Raw genomic sequence first — 16,094 nt, forward strand, 5'->3', positions numbered from 1 at the left:
CGTGGCGGCGCCAGGATTCGAACCTGGGTAGGCTAAGCCGACGGATTTACAGTCCGCTCCCATTGGCCACTCGGGCACACCGCCATGGGATGTCGCCGAGAGGGTGACCGCTTTTCGGCGGTGCTCCCCGGCAACGACGTAAACGATACCTGATGTCCGGGGGTGCTTCGCCACCGGATTGATCAGCACTCGTGGCGAGTGGGATGGCTAGGCTTTGCCGTGGCGGCCGGGGGAGCCCGGCCGTACCTCTAGGCAACCTCTACGCACGCGACCCAAGGAGCCACAGGACATGGCCGACTCCAGTTTCGACATCGTCTCGAAGGTCGAGCGGCAGGAGGTCGACAACGCCCTCAACCAGGCGGCGAAGGAGATCTCGCAGCGCTACGACTTCAAGAACGTCGGGGCCTCCATCGCCTGGTCCGGCGAGAAGATCCTGATGCAGGCGAACTCCGAGGAGCGGGTCAACGCCATCCTCGACGTGTTCCAGTCCAAGCTGATCAAGCGCGGCATCTCGCTGAAGGCGCTGGACGCCGGTGAGCCGCAGCTCTCCGGCAAGGAGTACAAGATCTTCGCCTCCATCGAGGAGGGCATCTCCCAGGAGAACGCCAAGAAGGTGGCGAAGATCATCCGCGACCAGGGCCCCAAGGGCGTCAAGGCGCAGGTGCAGGGCGACGAGCTGCGGGTCAGCTCGAAGAGCCGCGACGACCTCCAGGCCGTGATCGCGCTGCTGAAGGGGCAGGACTTCGACTTCGCCCTTCAGTTCGTGAACTACCGGTAGACCGGTGGGCCGGTAGGCCGCGCACCGGCAGCAGCCGGCGCACCGGGCGAATCGGGGGCGGACACGGCTTGGCCGGTCCGCCCCCGCCCTGTACCCGCGCGCCGGGCCCTGCCGGCGACCGTCGTGTCCGAAAACCGCCAGCCCCGGGGGCCGGGCGGCCACAGACTGGTGGGGACCGAGGAAGGGAACGGATCATGACGGTGTACGCGCACGTCGACGGCCCGCTGGGCGAGATGCTGCTGGTCGGCGAGGAGTCCGCGGACGGCCGCACCGCACTCGCCTCGCTCTCCCTGCCGGGCCAGAAGGGCGGGGTGGTCGTCCAGGACGGGTGGCGGCACGCCCCGGAGGCGTTCGAGGGCATCGCGGCACAGTTGCGGGCCTACTTCGCGGGCCGTTTGACGCGCTTCGACATCGCGTACGCCGACGGCGGCACCGACTTCCAGCGGCGGGTGTGGCGGGCGCTGGAGGACATCCCGTACGGCACGACCGTGACGTACGGGCAGATCGCCGCACGGGTCGGCTCCCCGGGTGCCGGGGTACGCGCGGTGGGAACCGCCATCGGGCGCAACCCGCTGCTGGTGGTGCGCCCCTGCCACCGGGTGATCGGAGCCGACGGTGCGCTGCGGGGATACGCGGGCGGACTGGAGCGCAAGGAGCGCCTGCTCGGGCTGGAAGGCGCGCTCGTACGGTGACGGGTGGGGTGACCGGCGGGGTGACCGGCAGGATGACGGGTGGGGTGACGGGCGGGGCGACCGGCGGGGCGACGGCGGGGTGATCGGCGAGGTGACCGGCGTGACGGGCGGGGCGACGGCGGGGGGACGGGTGGGGTGACCGGCGGGGCGACGGCGGGGTGACCGGCGAGGCGACGGCGGGGTGATCGGCAAGGTGACGGGTGGGGTGACCGGCGGGGTGACCGGCGGGGATGGGCTGTTCGCGCTGGAGCGCGAGCGGGCGGAGATCGCCCCCGGCGCGGTGCACGTCCCGGGGTGGCTGCCGGTGGAGCGGCAACGGGAGCTGGTCGCGGCGTGCCGGGAGTGGGCACGGGGGCCGGTGCCGATGCGCCACACGGTGCTGCCGGGCGGTGGCGTGATGTCGGTGCGGACGGTGTGCCTGGGCTGGCACTGGCAGCCGTACCGGTACACCCGTACGGCCGGCGACGTGAACGGTGCCAGGGTGGCCCCCTTCCCCGGCTGGCTGGCGGACCTGGGCCGGGCGGCGCTGGTCGCCGCGTACGGGCAGGGCGACGACACGGCTTACGCCCCGGACACGGCGCTGATCAACTTCTACGGACCCGGTGCCCGGATGGGCATGCACCAGGACAAGGAGGAGCGGTCCGGTGCTCCAGTGGTGTCGCTGAGCATCGGCGACCGCTGCGTCTTCCGGTTCGGGAACACCGAGACGCGGGGCCGCCCGTACACGGACGTGGAGCTGGAGTCCGGCGACCTGTTCGTCTTCGGCGGCCCGTCGCGGTTCGCGTACCACGGGGTGCCGAAGGTCTGCCCGGGCACGGCCGACCCGGCCGTGGGGCTGAGCTCGGGCCGGCTGAACATCACGCTGCGGGAGACAGGGCTCCCCCGTCAGCGCCCACCGGTCGGCGCCGCGCCGCCCGAGCGCTCAGCGTGAACGGTCAGTGAGCGGTCAGCGTGAGCGGGAGTGGCCGAACAGGATGCGGTACGCGATCAGCAGCACCAGCGAGCCGCCGATGGCCGCGAGCCAGGTGGGCCCGTCGTAGAACTGGTTGCTGATCGGCCGGTCCAGGAAGCGTGCCGATATCCAGCCGCCGACGAAGGCGCCCGCGATGCCGATGAGCGTCGTCCCGATCAGCCCGCCGGGGTCACGGCCGGGCAGCAGCACCTTGGCTATGACGCCGGCCAGCAGCCCCAGGATGATCCAACTCAGGATGTCCATGCGGTGAACCTGCCTTTCGTGCGGTGTTGCCCGGGAGGACGCCGGGGGTCCGGTGGGTGGTTGCGGAGGTCAGTAGGGTGCGGCACATGACACAGGAGCTACGCCGGTCGCTGGGCGTCTTCGACGCGGTCGTCATCGGGCTGGGTTCGATGGTCGGGGCCGGGATCTTCGTGGCGCTCGGTCCGGCCGCCGGGGCCGCCGGGAGCGGCTTGTTGCTGGGGCTCGCGCTGGCGGGGGCCGTCGCGTACTGCAACGCGATGGCGTCGGCGCGGCTGGCCGCCCGCTATCCGGCGTCCGGCGGGACGTATGTGTACGGGCGTGAACGGCTGGGTCCTTTCTGGGGTTACCTCGCGGGCTGGGCCTTCGTGGTCGGCAAGACCGCCTCGTGCGCGGCGATGGCGCTCGCTGTCGGGTCGTACGTGTGGCCGGAGCAGGCACACGCGGTGGCGGTGGCGGCGGTCGTGGCGCTGACCGCCGTGAACTACGGGGGCGTTCAGAAGTCCGCGCTCCTCACGCGCGCCATCGTGGCGACTGTGCTGGCGGTCCTGGTGGCGGTGGTCGTCTCCTGTCTCGGGTCGGGTGGGGCGGACTTCGGGCGGCTGGCGCTGGGTGGGGACGCGTCGGCGGGCGGGGTGCTCCAGGCGGCGGGCCTGCTGTTCTTCGCGTTCGCCGGGTACGCACGGATCGCCACGCTCGGCGAGGAGGTGCGTGATCCGGCACGGACCATTCCGCGGGCGGTCCCGCTGGCGCTGGGGATCGCGCTGGTCGTGTACGTGGGCGTGGCGGTCTCCGTCCTGTCGGTGCTGGGCGCACGGGAGTTGGGCGACTCGGTGGCGCCGCTCGCGGACGCGGCGCGGGCGGCGGGTGCGGACTGGCTGGTACCGGTGGTGAGCGTGGGCGCAGCGGTGGCCGCGCTGGGTTCGCTGCTGGCGCTGATCCTCGGGGTGTCCCGTACGACGCTGGCGATGGCGCGCGACGGTCACCTGCCGCGCACGCTCGCCGCCGTGCACCCTCGCTTCCAGGTGCCGCACCACGCGGAACTCGCGGTGGGGCTGGTCGTCGCGGTGGTGGCGGCGACGGCGGACGTGCGCGGGGCGATCGGCTTCTCGTCGTTCGGGGTGCTGGTGTACTACGCGATCGCCAACGCGTCGGCGTGGACGCTCGGTTCGGGGCGCGTCCTCGCGGCCGCCGGGCTGGCGGGCTGCCTGGCGCTCGCGTTCGCCCTGCCCCTGTCGTCCGTCCTGGCGGGCACGGCGGTCCTGGCGGCGGGCGCGGTGATGTACGCGGTGCGCCGGAACTGACGCACCGCATGCCTCATATTCGGGCGCGCGCCTCGGCCACGCCCCGGGCCGGCAACTGCTCGTCCTCGGTCATGTGTTCATGGTGCACCACGCCACTGACAATCACGCGAGGACGACCTCGATGCCCTCGCCGGGCCGCGTCGGCGGCGTGCCGGTCCTCGGGCCCTGCCTCACCGAGTGGCGAAGGGGCGGTCGCTCGGCACGATCTCCTTGCCCAGCGGCAGCAGGGAGACGGGGAGGAGCTTGAAGTTCGCGATGCCCAGCGGGATGCCGATGATCGTGACGCACAGGGCGATGCCGGTGAGGACGTGCGAGAGCGCCAGCCACCAGCCGGCGAGGACCAGCCACAGCACGTTGCCGATGCAGGACGCGGCGCCCGCGTCACGGCGGTCCACGACGGTCTGGCCGAAGGGCCACAGCGCGTAGAGGCCGATGCGGAAGGCGGCCAGGCCGAAGGGGATGCCGATGACCGTGATGCAGAGCAGCAGGCCGGCGACCATGTAGCCGACGAACAGCCAGAAGCCGCCGAAGATGAGCCATATGACGTTGAGGATTGCCTTCATGGGCGGCGACCTGCCATCTGTTCGAGTCGGGCGATGCGTTCCGCCATCGGCGGGTGTGTCGAGAACATCTTGGCGAACCCCTGACCGGGACGGAACGGGTTCGCGATCATCATGTGGCTCGCGGTCTCGATCCTGGGCTCCGGCGGCAGCGGGAGCCTCTTGGTGCCCGCCTCCAGCTTCCGCAGAGCGCTGGCCAGGGCGAGCGGGTCCCCGGTGAGCTGGGCGCCGGAGGCGTCCGCCTCGTACTCCCGGGAGCGGCTGATGGCGAGCTGGATCACCGACGCGGCGAGCGGGCCCAGCAGCATGATCAGCAGCATGCCGACCAGCCCGGGACCGTCGTCGTCATCGGAGCGGCCGACCGGGATCAGCCAGGCGAAGTTCACCAGGAACATGATCACCGAGGCGAGGGCTCCGGCGACCGACGAGATCAGGATGTCCCGGTTGTAGACGTGGCTCAGCTCGTGACCGATGACCCCGCGCAGCTCACGCTCGTCGAGGATCTGGAGGATCCCCTCGGTGCAGCAGACCGCCGCGTTGCGCGGGTTGCGGCCGGTCGCGAAGGCATTGGGGGCCTGGGTCGGCGAGATGTACAGGCGGGGCATCGGCTGACGGGCCTGGGTGGAGAGCTCCCGGACCATCCGGTAGAGCTGGGGCGCCTGGAATTCGCTCACCGGGCGGGCCCGCATGGCGCGCAGTGCCAGCTTGTCGCTGTTCCAGTACGCGTACGCGTTGGTGCCGAGGGCTACGAGGAGCGCGACGACGAGACCTGTACGGCCGAAGAAGCTGCCGATCAGGATGATGGTTGCGGACAGTCCCCCGAGGAGTACGGCGGTCTTCAGCCCGTTGTGCCGGCGGTGCACGGTACGCCCTCCAAATGGTGCGGCAGGGGAACCCTTTGCCTGGTGCTGGTCCACTCATCAGTGGACCCTCCCGTACTGGTCAACGCCAGGCGGGCATGGCGGGTTCCCTTGTGCGCCGGGGGCGGTGTGTGGGCCGTCCGGGTGACTCAGCGCGGGGCGGGCAGCCCGGCCTTCTGGAGGGCCTCGGCCACCGGCTCGACCTCGCTGGTGCAGTGGGCGCAGCGGCTGGCGACGGCGGGGATCTCGGTGAAGCAGCGCGGGCAGTCGCGTACCGCCGCCTTGATGTCGAAGGGCTCGTCGCGCTTGAAGCGGGTCTGGATCTTCATCATCGGCAGGACGACACAGAAGTAGAGCACGGCCGCGGTGATCACGAATGCCAGTGCGGCGCTGATGAACAGGCCGTAGGGGAACTTGGCGTCCCTGATCGTGAAGTAGGAGTGGCTGAAGTCTCCGACGGTGCCCGTCGCCAGACCGATGAGCGGGGTGATGAAGGCGTTGCTGAACGCGGTGACGACGGCCGTGAAGGCCGCGCCGACGGCCAGGCCGATCGCCATGGAGATGACGTTTCCACGGAGGAGGAAGTCCTTGAAACCGTTCAGCACGGCCGTGCTCCTAGGTAGTGCGTAGGGCTGTGTGTGGGGGGGCGGAAGAGTCAGAAGAGGCTGTCCGTGGCGAAGCGCAGCACCAGCTCGGGGTAGCCCGACAGCACCACGCCGGCGACGGCCGTCACGGCGATGGCCACGGTGACGGGCGCGGGCACGGCATGCCTCACGGGGGCGCCCTCGGGCGCGCGGAACAGCACCGCCGTCCACTGCAGGTAGTAGTAGAGGGCGATGACGACGTTGACGCCCATGACGACGGCGAGCCAGCCCAGGCCCGCGTCGACGGCCGCCGAGAAGACGGTGACCTTGGCGAAGAGGCCGATGATGCCCGGCGGCAGACCGGCCAGGCACAGCAGGAAGAACCCCATGACGAGCGCGGCGCCGGGCCGGGTGGCGTACAGGCCCCGGTAGTCCGAGATCCGGTTCAGCGGGTGCGTACGGGCGACCAGGGCGGCGACCGCGAAGGCGCCGAGGTTCACGACGGCGTACATGAGGGCGTACGCGACGGTGGCGCCGATCTGGTCGTCGCCGGAGTAGGCGGCGGCCGCGATCGGCACCAGCAGGTAGCCCGCCTGCGCCACCGAGGACCAGGCCAGCAGCCGTACCGCGCTCCACGCGCGCGTGGCGACCTGCCGGAGGGCGGCCACGTTGCCGACGGTCATGGTGAGCGCGGCGAGGACCGAGAGCGCCGGGCCCCACACGTCCGCGTACGTCGGGAAGGCGATGACGGTCACCAGGACCAGGCCGGTGAAGCCGACCGCTTTGCCGACGACCGAGAGGTAGGCGGCGACGGGCAGCGGCGCCCCGACGTAGGTGTCGGGCACCCAGAAGTGGAACGGCACGGCGGCGGTCTTGAACGCGAAGCCGACAAGGGTGAGCGCGACACCCGCCTTGGCGAGGGTCTCCATCTGCGCCGGGACGTCGTCCAGGCCCTGGGCGATCTCGGTGAGGTGGAGGCTGCCGGTCGAGGCGTACACGAAACTGACGCCGAGCAGCGTCACGGCGGTGGCCGCGACGGAGGAGAGGAAGAACTTCAGCGCCGCCTCGCCGGACATGCGGTCACCGCGCTTGAGGCCGACGAGCGCGAAGGCGGGCAGCGAGGCGACCTCCAGGGCCACGATGAGGGTCGCCAGGTCCCGGGAGGCGGGCAGCAGAGCGGCACCGGCGGCCGAGGAGAGCAGCAGGAACCAGAACTCCCCCGCCGGGAGCTTCTCCTTGGTGTCGTGGAGCGACAGCAGGGCCGTCAGGAGCGCCCCTCCCAGCACCAGGAACTGGATGACCAGCGTGAAGTGGTCGGCGGTGTAGCTGCACGCGTCGGCGTCGGTGGTCAGGCAGAAAGTGGTCCGGTCGCCCTTGCGCAGCGGCAGGAGCGTGACGATCGCGGCGACGAGTCCGGCGATGGCGACCCAGCCGAGGAGCTGCTTGCGTTCCTTCGGGACGAACAGGTCGGCGACGAGCACGATCATGCCGACCACGGCGGCGATCGTCGGCGGCGCGATGGCGGCCCAGTCGACGGACTGGACGAGGTCGCCCGCGCTCGGAGCGTTCGGAGCGCTCGTGGCGGCGAGGGTCACGACTTGCCTCCTGCGAGGAGCTTCTGAACGGCCGGGTCGGTCAGGCCGAGGAGGACCGCGGGCCAGAGGCCGGCGACGACGGTGAGGACGACCAGCGGTGACCAGGCGGCGAATTCGTACGTCTGGATGTCGTCGAGCGGCGGCTGCTCGGCGGCGGGCCGGGCGCCCATGCAGACGCGCCGGACGACGACCAGGAGGTACGCGGCGGTGAGCAGCGTGCCGAACGCGCCGATGGCCATGAAGGTGAGGAACGCGGGGCGGCTGAGGCCCTCGGCGGGCTGGAACGCGCCGAACAGCGCGAGCATCTCGCCCCAGAATCCGGCGAGGCCGGGCAGTCCGAGCGAGGCGACGGCGGCGAACGCGAGGAGGCCACCGAGGCGGGGCGCGCGGCCGTAGAGCGCGGCTCCGGTGGCCCCGGAGAGGGTGTCGAGGTCGGCCGTGCCGTACCGGTCCTTGATGGCACCGACCAGGAAGAACAGCAGGCCGGTGATGAGGCCGTGGGCGATGTTGGCGAAGAGTGCGCCGTTGACGCCGGTGGGCGTCATGGTCGCGATGCCGAGGAGGACGAAGCCCATGTGGCCCACGGAGGAGTACGCGATCAGGCGCTTGAGGTCGCCCTTGGCGCCGGTGCGGGCGAGGGAGAGGCAGGCGAGCGATCCGTAGATGATGCCGGCGGCGGCGAACGCGGCGAGGTAGGGCGCGAGGATGTGCATGCCGTCAGGGGTGATCGGCAGGGCGATCCGGACGAATCCGTACGTACCCATCTTCAGCAGGACACCGGCGAGGAGGACCGAGCCGACGGTCGGCGCGGCGGTGTGGGCGTCCGGAAGCCAACTGTGCAGCGGCCACATCGGAGTCTTCACCGCGAGGCCGATCCCGATCGCCAGAACAGCGATGACCTGCACGGATGTGGTGATGTCGCGGCCGTTGTCAGTGGCGAGTGCCACCATGTCGAAGGTGCCGGCCTTCAGCCCGACGAGGAGCAGGCCGAGCAGCATGACGACCGAACCGAGCAGCGTGTAGAGGATGAACCGCCAGGCGGCCGGCTGGCGTCCCTCGCCGCCCCAGCGGGCGATGAGGAAGTACATCGGGATGAGCACCATCTCGAAGGCCAGGAAGAACAGCAGCAGGTCGAGGACGGCGAAGGTCGCCAGCATGCCGGACTCGAGGACGAGCAGCAGCGCGACGAACGCCCGGGGGGACGGGCCCGCGGGCATCTTGAAGTAGCTGTAGAGCGCGCACAGGAAGGTCAGCAGCGCGGTCATGACCAGGAGGGGGAGGGAGATGCCGTCGACACCGAGGTGGATGCGCACGTCGAGTGCGGGGATCCAACTGATGTCCGTCGTGGCCTGCATCTTCGACGGCTGGTCGTGGTGGAAGCCGAGCGCCAGGACGATCGCGGCGGCGAGGATCGCGCCGGTGACGGTCACCCCGTGGCGGAGCACGGCCTGGTCGGGGGACTTCCCCTTCAGCCCGGGCGGGGCCGGGAGGAGGGCGGCCGCGGCACCGATGAGCGGGCCGACGACGATGAACGCGAGAAGGAACTGCATCACGGATTCGCTGATATCGATCACGGCTCACGCTCCGGCGGCGACGAGGACGGCGGCGATCGCCAGGACGACGGAGCCGGCGAGCAGGGCACTGAGGTAGGTCTGCACGTTGCCCGTCTGGGCGCGCCGGACGGCCCATCCGAGCAGGTTCGTACCGCTGCCCGCTCCGCGTACGTACGTCTCGACGACCTCGCGGTCGAGGAAGCTGACCAGTTGGGCCGCCGCCCTGACGGGGCGTACGAAGAGGGCGGAGTAGACGGCGTCGAGGTGGAAGCCGGCGGCGGCGTGGCGGTGCAGCGGGCCGAGCAGCAGGTGTCCGGGGTCGGCGGGATCCGGGGCCGCCGCGATGTCGCCGTAGGCGGGGGTGTGCGTCGCGATCGCCTCCGCCTCGGAGACGGCGGGTTCGGCCTCGGGGTGGGCGGCGACCGCGCCGATCGGGTGGCGGGCGGCGAGGGCGGTGGTGTGCCGCCAGGCGCCGTAGGTGACGAGCCCGCCGACGAGGGCGATGCCCGTGCCGAGGACCGCCGTGGTGAGGGTCGGCGTCAGCGCGTGGCCGTCGAACCAGTCGCCGAGTACGCCGGCGGTCAGGCCGAAGGCGAGGGAGGGCACGGCGAGCACCCACAGGACGGCGTTCATGGCGATGGGCTGTCGTCCGTGGGCGGGGGCCTCGGCGCCCCGGCCACGGAAGGCCAGCAGCCACAGCCGCGTCGCGTAGGCGGCGGTGAGGAGGGCGGTGAGCAGACCCGAGACCAGGACGATCCAGCCCGCCCCGGCGGGGGCGACCGTCCGGTCGCCCAGGGCGGTGTGCTCGGCGGCCACGAGGACGGCTTCCTTGGAGAAGAAGCCGGCGAACGGCGGAATCGCGGCCAGCGCGAGCAGGGCGACCGTCATCGTCCAGTACGCGTCGGGGATGCGGGCGGTGAGGCCCCGCATCCGGGACATGGCGGCCAGCGAGTTCGTTCCGGCGGCGTGGATGATCACGCCGGCGGCGAGGAACAGCAGCGCCTTGAAGGCGCCGTGCGACAGGAGGTGGAAGACCGCGGCGCCACGGTCACCGACGGCCAGGGCGCCCGACATGTAGCCGAGCTGGCCGATGGTCGAGTAGGCGAGGACGCGCTTGATGTCGTCCTGCGCGAGGGCGGCGAGTCCGGAGCCGACCATCGTGACCGCGGCCATCACGGCGAGCACGGTCATGGCGGCGGCGGAGGCCGCGAAGACGGGAAGGAGCCGGGCCACGAAGTAGACACCGGCGGCGACCATCGTCGCGGCGTGGATCAGCGCGGAGACCGGCGTCGGGCCCGCCATGGCGTCCGGGAGCCAGGTGTGCAGCGGGAACTGCGCGGACTTGCCCGCGACGCCCGCGAGCAGGAGCAGCGCCACCAGGGTGGGGTGGTCGATGCCTCCGGCGGTGACAGCGCCGAGGATCCCGGTGATCCGGAACGTGCCGGCGTCGGCGGCGAGGGCGAAGAGACCGATCAGGAAGGGGACGTCGCCGAGCTTGGTGACCAGGAAGGCCTTGAGGGAGGCGGCCCGTGCCTCGGGCGTCTCCCAGTAGTGGCCGACGAGGAAGTACGAGCAGATGCCCATGATCTCCCAGCCGACCAGCAGCACCATCAGGTCGCCGGAGTAGACGACGAGCAGCATGGCGGAGGTGAACAGGGAGACGAGCGCCGCGTACGAGGGGTAGCGCGGATCGTCGCGGAGGTAGCCCGTCGAGTAGAGCTGCACGCAGGTGGCGACCACGCCCACGAGGACGGCGGTCAGGACGGCGAAGCCGTCCAGGTGCAGGGCGAGGTCGATCGCCACCGAGCCGGTCGGGGTGAGCTGCGTCGCCGCGTCGATCGCCTTGCCGCCACCCTGGCGTACGGCGACGAGGACGGCGAGTACGAGGGCGGCGAGCGTCGGCAGGACGGCCAGGGGGCGCACGAACCCGGGAGCGGTGCGGCCCAGCAGCAGTCCGGCGGCGGCGCCGAGGAACGGAAGAAGGGGGACGAGGACGGCGAAGGTCGTGGTGGTCACGCGGTGGCCTCTGCCTTCTCGTCGGGGCCCGCGGTCTCGTCGGCGCCGACGGTTTCGTCGGGGCCCGCGGTCTCGGCGTTGTCGCGGAGCTTGTCGATGTCCGAGGTGCCGCGGTTGCGGTAGACCATCAGGACGATCGCCAGGCCGATGCCGATCTCGGCGGCGGCGATGGCGATGGTGAAGAGGGTCAGCGCCTGGCCGGCGTGCAGGGTGTCGCGGAGCCAGACGTCGAAGGCGACCAGGTTGAGGTTGACGGCGTTGAGCATCAGCTCGACGGACATCAGGACCAGGATCGCGTTGCGGCGGGCGAGCACCCCGTACAGGCCGGTGCAGAACAGCAGGACGGCGAGGACCGCCGGATAGGCGAGGTGCATCAGTGGTTGCCCTCCCGCTCCCGGTCGCGGCGGGACAGGACGATGGCGCCGACGAGCGCGGCCAGGAGGAGGACGGAGAGCGCCTCGAAGGGCAGCACCCAGTGCCGGAAGAGGATCTCGCCCGAGACCTTGGTGGAGCCCTGGGCGGGCCCGTCGAGGTCGATCCAGGTGGCGCGGAACGCGTCCACGACCACCCAGATCAGGGCGGCCGCGGCGGCGACGGCGACCGCGAGGGCGGCCGGGCGGTTGCCCGAGTCGGCGTCGGGCGAGCGGCCGATGGGTGCCTTGGTGAGCATCAGACCGAAGAGGAGGAGGACGACGACGGAACCGACGTAGATCAGCACCTGGACCCAGGCGACGAACTCCGCGGTGAGGAGGAGGTACTCGACGGCCAGCCCGCCGAGTGCCACGACCAGCCACAGGGCGGCGTGCACGAGCTGCTTGGTGGTGACCGTTATGACGGCGGCGCCGAGCGTGACGATGCCGACGAGGAGGAAGGCGATCTCGACGCCGGTGGGCGACAGGAAACCGTGGGCGGCGGCCAGGCTCACTCGGTGCCTCCCTCGGCCGGACGCTGCGGCTGGTCGATGCCGGCCGCGTCGGACGCGTCCGGCGTGTGGGGCGCGTCCGGCTCGGTGGCCGGGGCGGCTTCGGTCGCCTGGGCGGCTTGGGCGGCGGCGAGCTTCTCCGCGGCCTTGCGGGCGGCGGAGATCTCCTTGGGCTCCTCGGCACCGGGGTCGAGGGCGGGCGGTTCGGGAACCGTCCACATCCACTCGCGGAGCTTGTCCCGCTCGTGGGTGAGGTCGTGGATGTCCGTCTCCGCGTACTCGAACTCGGGCGACCAGAACAGCGCGTCGAAAGGACAGACCTCGATGCAGATACCGCAGTACATGCACAGGGCGAAGTCGATGGCGAACCGGTCGAGGACGTTGCGGCTGCGCTCACGGCCGCCGGGGGTGGCGGCGGGGATCGTCTCCTTGTGGGAGTCGATGTAGATGCACCAGTCGGGGCACTCGCGGGCGCAGAGCATGCAGACCGTGCAGTTCTCCTCGAACAGGCCGATCACGCCACGGGTGCGGGGCGGGAGTTCGGGCTGGGCGTCGGGGTACTGCGCGGTGTGGCTCTTCTTCGTCATCGTGCGGAGGGTGACGGCCAGGCCCTTGGCAAGGCCGGATCCGGGAATCGGAGCCATTACTGGATCACCACCTTGACGATGCCGGTGAGGGCGATCTGGGCGAGGGCGAGCGGGACGAGCGTGGTCCAGGCGAGCTTCTGGAGCTGGTCCTCGCGCAGCCGCGGGTAGCTCACGCGCAGCCAGATCACGATGAAGGCGAGGACGGCCGTCTTGAGCAGGGTCCACACCCAGCCGAGGCCCTCGGCCCCGAACGGGCCGTGCCAGCCGCCGAGGAAGAGGACGGTGGTCAGACCGCACAGGACGACGATGCCGGCGTACTCGGCGAGCAGGAACAGCGCGAAGCGCAGCCCGGTGTACTCGGTGTACGCGCCGAAGATGATCTCGGAGTCGGCGACCGGCATGTCGAACGGAGGCCGCTGGAGCTCGGCGAGGCCCGCGACGAAGAAGACCAGCGCGCCGACGATCTGCCAGGGCAGCCACCACCACTCGAAGGCGTTGACGATGCCGGGGAGGGAGACCGTGCCCGCCGCCATCGCCACGGAGGCGGCGGTGAGCAGCATGGGCAGTTCGTAGGCGAGGAGCTGGGCGGCGGTGCGCAGGCCGCCGAGGAGGGAGAACTTGTTGGCGGACGCCCAGCCGGCCATGAGCGAGCCGAGGACGCCGACGCCCATGACGGCCAGCACGAAGAAGATGCCCGCGTCGACGACCTCGCCGACGGCGCCTTCGCTGGGGCCGATCGGGATGGCGACCAGGACGAGGAGGTACGGCAGGAGGGCGACGGCCGGGGCGAGCTGGAAGATGCGGCGGTCGGCGTTGGCCGGTACCACGTCCTCCTTCTGCGCGAACTTCACGCCGTCGGCGACGAGCTGGGCCCAGCCGTGGAACCCACCGGCGTACATGGGGCCGAGGCGGCCCTGCATGTGCGCCATGACCTTGTGCTCGGTCTGACCGATCACCAGGGGCAGGACCAGAAATACCGCGAAGACGACGAGCAGCCGGAAGGCGACGTCGAGTACGTCGTTCACGCGTCTCCTTCGTTCGTTCGTCGTGTTGCGCTGTCGTCGGTCCCGGAAGCGGCGGCACCGTCTTCGCCTTCGCCTTCGCCCGCGCCTCCGCGAGGGCCGGCGTCCGGTTCCGGTTCGGCGTCGGGCACCGGCCCGGGGGCCGCCTGCGGCTCGGGTGCGTCTTCCGGGGCGGGCGCAGGGGCCGGCTGCGGCTCGGGGGCCGGCTGCGGCTCGGGTACGGCTTCCGTCCCGGGCGCGGGAGCGGCCTCGGGTCCGGGTACGGCCTTCGGCTCGGGCGCCGGGGCCGCGTCCGGTTCCGGGACGGCTTCCGTCCCGGGCGCGGGAGCGGCCTCGGGTCCGGGTACGGCCTTCGGCTCGGGCGCCGGGGCCGAGTCGGGTTCCGGTACGGCTTCCGGGGCGGGCGCGGGGGCCGCGTCCGGCTCCGGGGCCGCCTGTGGCTCGGGCGCGGGGGCCGCCTGGGGTTCGGGGGCCGGTGCTTGGGGCGACTCGGGGGCGGGGGCGGAGTCGTCGTCGAAGGCCGGGCGCGGGTTGTTCCAGGGGGCGTCCGTGCTGCGCGTGCGGGGCGGTGGCGTCGGGGACGTCTCCGTGGCGGGTTCCGTGCGCTGGCTGGCCGAGCCCGCGCTCGCGCTGCGCGTGCGGCGGGGGCCCGCCGGGGCGGCCGGCCGGCTCGCCGAGCCCTCCGAGGCCGTGCGCGTGCGGCGCTCCGGCGCCTCCGGCGCCTCCGGCGCTGCCTGGCTGGCCGACCCCTCGCCCGCCGTGCGCGTGCGGCGGACCGGGCGGTCGCCGGCGGGGCGCGCGGCGCGGGCCGGGCGGGCCGGGGCAGGGGGGAGCTGGCCCTTCAGGGGGCCCCAGTCGTTCGGGTCGGGGACGCCCGGCGGCAGCATCTGGCGCCGCTTGGGCCCGCCGTGCTCGGACTCGCCCGGTTCCTTGGCGCCCGGCCACGCCTTGGCCACGCGAGCGGCCAGGACGAAGTCCTTACGCAGCGGGTTGCCCTCGAAGTTCTCGGGGAGCAGAAGGTGGACCAGGTTCGGGTGGTTCTCGAAGCGGACGCCGAACATCTCGTACGTCTCGCGCTCGTGCCAGCCGGCGCCCGCGTAGACGCCGACGGCGCTGGGCAGAGCGGGGGCCTCGTGCGGCACGGTCGTGCGCAGCAGGAGCCGCCGCACCCGGCCGCCGTCCAGCGCGACGACGTGGGCGCAGACGCGGAAGCCGGTGCCGGGCTCGTCGACCGCGCTCAGCCAGTCGAAGTAGGTGCAGCCCAGCTCGTCGCGGGCGGTCTCCAGCGCGGTGATCCAGGACTCGGCGGGGACGTCGACCGTGAGCAGCTCGTACGCCTGGTCGGCCACGGCGCCCTCGCCGAAGATCTCGGCGACGGCTTCGGGGAGTCGGTCGTAGGCGTTCACGCCGTGCCTCCCGGAGGGGGCACCAGGCCGCTGCGGAGCTGGCCGACCGATGACGCGCGCCCGTGGCCGTAGCGCTCGCCCAGCGACTCTCGAGCGATCTTCTCCTGAAGCTTGAGGATGCCCTGGAGCAGCGCTTCGGGACGGGGCGGGCAGCCCGGTACGTACACGTCGACCGGGATGATCTGATCGACGCCCTTGGTCACGGAGTAGGAGTCCCAGTAGGGGCCGCCGCAGTTGGAGCAGGCGCCGAAGGAGATGACGTACTTGGGCTCGGGCATCTGCTCGTACAGCCGCTTCACCGCGGGCGCCATCTTGTCCGTGACCGTGCCGGACACGACCATGAGGTCCGCCTGGCGCGGCCCGGGCGCGAACGGGATCACGCCGAGCCGGATGAAGTCGTGGCGGGCCATCGACGCGGCGATGAACTCGATCGCACAGCAGGCGAGGCCGAAGTTGAAGACCCACAGGCTGTAGCGGCGGCCCCAGTTCAGGACCACCTTCATCGGCTCGGGGGCGAGCCGGGCGAGGGCTCCGAGCCGCTTCGGCTCGGGAAGATCGACAGGGGTCACGTCCATGTCAGGACGCCCTTCTTGTACGCGTAGAGCAGTCCCACGGCCAGGAAGCCGAGGAAGATGAACATCTCGACCAGCGTCGTGGCGCCGTAACCGGGTGCGGCGAAGACGGTCGCCCAGGGGAAGAGGAAGATCGAGTCCACCGCGAAGATGACGTACAGAAAAGCGTAGACGTAGTAGCGGACCTGGGTGTGGGCCCAGCCCTCCCCCACCGGGTCGACGCCGCATTCGTACGTCAGCAGCTTCTCCGGCGTCGGCACGACGGGCCGCAGCAGCCGCCCGGCCGCGAAGGCGACCGCGACGAACAGCACGCCGATCACGGCGAGTAGGCCGACGACCGAATAGCTCTGGAAATAGTCGACGGCGAGTACGGTCGGTGCGGTCCGTACGGTCGGTTCCGGCACGTCCGTGTCCCTCGCTCCCTGCCCTC

The 16,094-nt window shown here is 71.7% G+C and carries 18 protein-coding genes and 1 tRNA gene; 4 read left to right on the forward strand and 15 right to left on the reverse strand.

All coding sequences use genetic code 11. The features are described from left to right. Positions 1–2: 2 nt before the first annotated feature. Positions 3–84: transfer RNA gene (locus tag ACZ46W_RS29905), tRNA-Tyr, on the reverse strand. A 205-nt stretch (positions 85–289) separates the two neighbouring features. On the opposite strand from ACZ46W_RS29905, the gene ACZ46W_RS29910 reads away from it, so the two are divergent. The 3 genes from ACZ46W_RS29910 to ACZ46W_RS29920 all read left to right on the forward strand — a co-directional run bounded on the left by ACZ46W_RS29910 (position 290) and on the right by ACZ46W_RS29920 (position 2,401). After that, positions 290–778 (forward strand): YajQ family cyclic di-GMP-binding protein, encoded by a 489-nt coding sequence (locus tag ACZ46W_RS29910; protein ID WP_468344020.1) that lies wholly within the window; start codon positions 290–292, stop codon positions 776–778. A gap of 194 nt (positions 779–972) precedes the next feature. After that, a complete protein-coding gene (locus tag ACZ46W_RS29915; protein WP_468344023.1) occupies positions 973–1,470 on the forward strand; it encodes a methylated-DNA--[protein]-cysteine S-methyltransferase in 498 nt (165 codons plus the stop codon). Between the two features lie 205 nt (positions 1,471–1,675). Next, complete coding sequence (locus ACZ46W_RS29920) at positions 1,676–2,401, forward strand: alpha-ketoglutarate-dependent dioxygenase AlkB family protein (protein ID WP_468344026.1); 726 nt, start codon at positions 1,676–1,678, stop codon at positions 2,399–2,401. A 15-nt stretch (positions 2,402–2,416) separates the two neighbouring features. Here ACZ46W_RS29920 and ACZ46W_RS29925 read toward each other — a convergent pair whose 3' ends face one another. Then, on the reverse strand, positions 2,417–2,686 hold the full coding sequence (locus ACZ46W_RS29925) for a GlsB/YeaQ/YmgE family stress response membrane protein (RefSeq protein ID WP_366130382.1): 270 nt from the start codon (positions 2,684–2,686) through the stop codon (positions 2,417–2,419). Between the two features lie 86 nt (positions 2,687–2,772). Here ACZ46W_RS29925 and ACZ46W_RS29930 point away from each other — a divergent pair, with 86 nt between their 5' ends. Continuing rightward, positions 2,773–3,987, forward strand: a complete 1,215-nt coding sequence (locus ACZ46W_RS29930; RefSeq protein WP_468344030.1) for an APC family permease — start codon at positions 2,773–2,775, stop codon at positions 3,985–3,987. Positions 3,988–4,157: 170 nt separating this feature from the next. On the opposite strand, the gene ACZ46W_RS29935 is transcribed toward ACZ46W_RS29930, so the two are convergent. The 13 genes from ACZ46W_RS29935 to ACZ46W_RS29995 form a co-directional block, all read right to left on the reverse strand. Then, the gene (locus ACZ46W_RS29935) at positions 4,158–4,550 is read right to left on the reverse strand and encodes a YccF domain-containing protein (RefSeq protein WP_468344033.1); all 393 of its coding nucleotides are present in this window, start codon (positions 4,548–4,550) and stop codon (positions 4,158–4,160) included. Then, complete coding sequence (gene htpX, locus ACZ46W_RS29940) at positions 4,547–5,410, reverse strand: zinc metalloprotease HtpX (protein WP_468344036.1); 864 nt, start codon at positions 5,408–5,410, stop codon at positions 4,547–4,549. Before htpX ends, ACZ46W_RS29935 begins: the two co-directional genes overlap by 4 nt. A 146-nt stretch (positions 5,411–5,556) precedes the next feature. Further along, positions 5,557–6,012, reverse strand: coding sequence for a large conductance mechanosensitive channel protein MscL (gene mscL / locus ACZ46W_RS29945; protein ID WP_468344039.1), 456 nt, complete (start codon positions 6,010–6,012; stop codon positions 5,557–5,559). A 50-nt stretch (positions 6,013–6,062) separates the two neighbouring features. Then, positions 6,063–7,586: an NADH-quinone oxidoreductase subunit N gene (locus ACZ46W_RS29950; RefSeq protein WP_468344041.1), complete on the reverse strand. Its 1,524-nt coding sequence runs from the start codon at positions 7,584–7,586 to the stop codon at positions 6,063–6,065. After that, positions 7,583–9,160: an NADH-quinone oxidoreductase subunit M gene (locus ACZ46W_RS29955; RefSeq protein WP_468344044.1), complete on the reverse strand. Its 1,578-nt coding sequence runs from the start codon at positions 9,158–9,160 to the stop codon at positions 7,583–7,585. Before ACZ46W_RS29955 ends, ACZ46W_RS29950 begins: the two co-directional genes overlap by 4 nt. A gap of 3 nt (positions 9,161–9,163) precedes the next feature. After that, positions 9,164–11,155: an NADH-quinone oxidoreductase subunit 5 family protein gene (locus ACZ46W_RS29960; RefSeq protein ID WP_468344047.1), complete on the reverse strand. Its 1,992-nt coding sequence runs from the start codon at positions 11,153–11,155 to the stop codon at positions 9,164–9,166. Then, positions 11,152–11,529, reverse strand: a complete 378-nt coding sequence (gene nuoK / locus ACZ46W_RS29965; RefSeq protein WP_468344050.1) for an NADH-quinone oxidoreductase subunit NuoK — start codon at positions 11,527–11,529, stop codon at positions 11,152–11,154. Before nuoK ends, ACZ46W_RS29960 begins: the two co-directional genes overlap by 4 nt. Then, positions 11,529–12,080, reverse strand: coding sequence for an NADH-quinone oxidoreductase subunit J family protein (locus ACZ46W_RS29970; RefSeq protein ID WP_468344053.1), 552 nt, complete (start codon positions 12,078–12,080; stop codon positions 11,529–11,531). The genes nuoK and ACZ46W_RS29970 overlap by 1 nt, the downstream gene beginning before the upstream one ends. Next, positions 12,077–12,721: a NuoI/complex I 23 kDa subunit family protein gene (locus tag ACZ46W_RS29975; RefSeq protein WP_468344056.1), complete on the reverse strand. Its 645-nt coding sequence runs from the start codon at positions 12,719–12,721 to the stop codon at positions 12,077–12,079. The genes ACZ46W_RS29970 and ACZ46W_RS29975 overlap by 4 nt, the downstream gene beginning before the upstream one ends. Continuing rightward, a complete protein-coding gene (locus ACZ46W_RS29980; RefSeq protein WP_468344059.1) occupies positions 12,721–13,689 on the reverse strand; it encodes a complex I subunit 1/NuoH family protein in 969 nt (322 codons plus the stop codon). Before ACZ46W_RS29980 ends, ACZ46W_RS29975 begins: the two co-directional genes overlap by 1 nt. Beyond that, entirely contained in the window at positions 13,686–15,092 is a 1,407-nt protein-coding gene (locus ACZ46W_RS29985) for an NADH-quinone oxidoreductase subunit C (protein ID WP_468344062.1), read from the reverse strand. Before ACZ46W_RS29985 ends, ACZ46W_RS29980 begins: the two co-directional genes overlap by 4 nt. Next, on the reverse strand, positions 15,089–15,667 hold the full coding sequence (locus ACZ46W_RS29990; RefSeq protein WP_468344065.1) for an NADH-quinone oxidoreductase subunit B: 579 nt from the start codon (positions 15,665–15,667) through the stop codon (positions 15,089–15,091). The genes ACZ46W_RS29985 and ACZ46W_RS29990 overlap by 4 nt, the downstream gene beginning before the upstream one ends. Then, entirely contained in the window at positions 15,658–16,068 is a 411-nt protein-coding gene (locus ACZ46W_RS29995) for an NADH-quinone oxidoreductase subunit A (RefSeq protein WP_468344068.1), read from the reverse strand. Before ACZ46W_RS29995 ends, ACZ46W_RS29990 begins: the two co-directional genes overlap by 10 nt. Between the last annotated feature and the right edge of the window lie 26 nt (positions 16,069–16,094).

This window comes from Streptomyces sp. NPDC031064 (assembly GCF_055570965.1).

Bases quoted from the DNA above. Each gene is read 5' to 3' on its own strand.
- ACZ46W_RS29910 (WP_468344020.1), top strand. From the start codon at position 290: ATGGCCGACTCCAGTTTCGACATCGTCTCGAAGGTCGAGCGGCAGGAG.
- ACZ46W_RS29915 (WP_468344023.1), top strand. From the start codon at position 973: ATGACGGTGTACGCGCACGTCGACGGCCCGCTGGGCGAGATGCTGCTG.
- ACZ46W_RS29925 (WP_366130382.1), bottom strand. From the start codon at position 2,686: ATGGACATCCTGAGTTGGATCATCCTGGGGCTGCTGGCCGGCGTCATA.
- ACZ46W_RS29930 (WP_468344030.1), top strand. From the start codon at position 2,773: ATGACACAGGAGCTACGCCGGTCGCTGGGCGTCTTCGACGCGGTCGTC.
- ACZ46W_RS29935 (WP_468344033.1), bottom strand. From the start codon at position 4,550: ATGAAGGCAATCCTCAACGTCATATGGCTCATCTTCGGCGGCTTCTGG.
- nuoK (WP_468344050.1), bottom strand. From the start codon at position 11,529: ATGCACCTCGCCTATCCGGCGGTCCTCGCCGTCCTGCTGTTCTGCACC.
- ACZ46W_RS29975 (WP_468344056.1), bottom strand. From the start codon at position 12,721: ATGGCTCCGATTCCCGGATCCGGCCTTGCCAAGGGCCTGGCCGTCACC.
- ACZ46W_RS29990 (WP_468344065.1), bottom strand. From the start codon at position 15,667: ATGGACGTGACCCCTGTCGATCTTCCCGAGCCGAAGCGGCTCGGAGCC.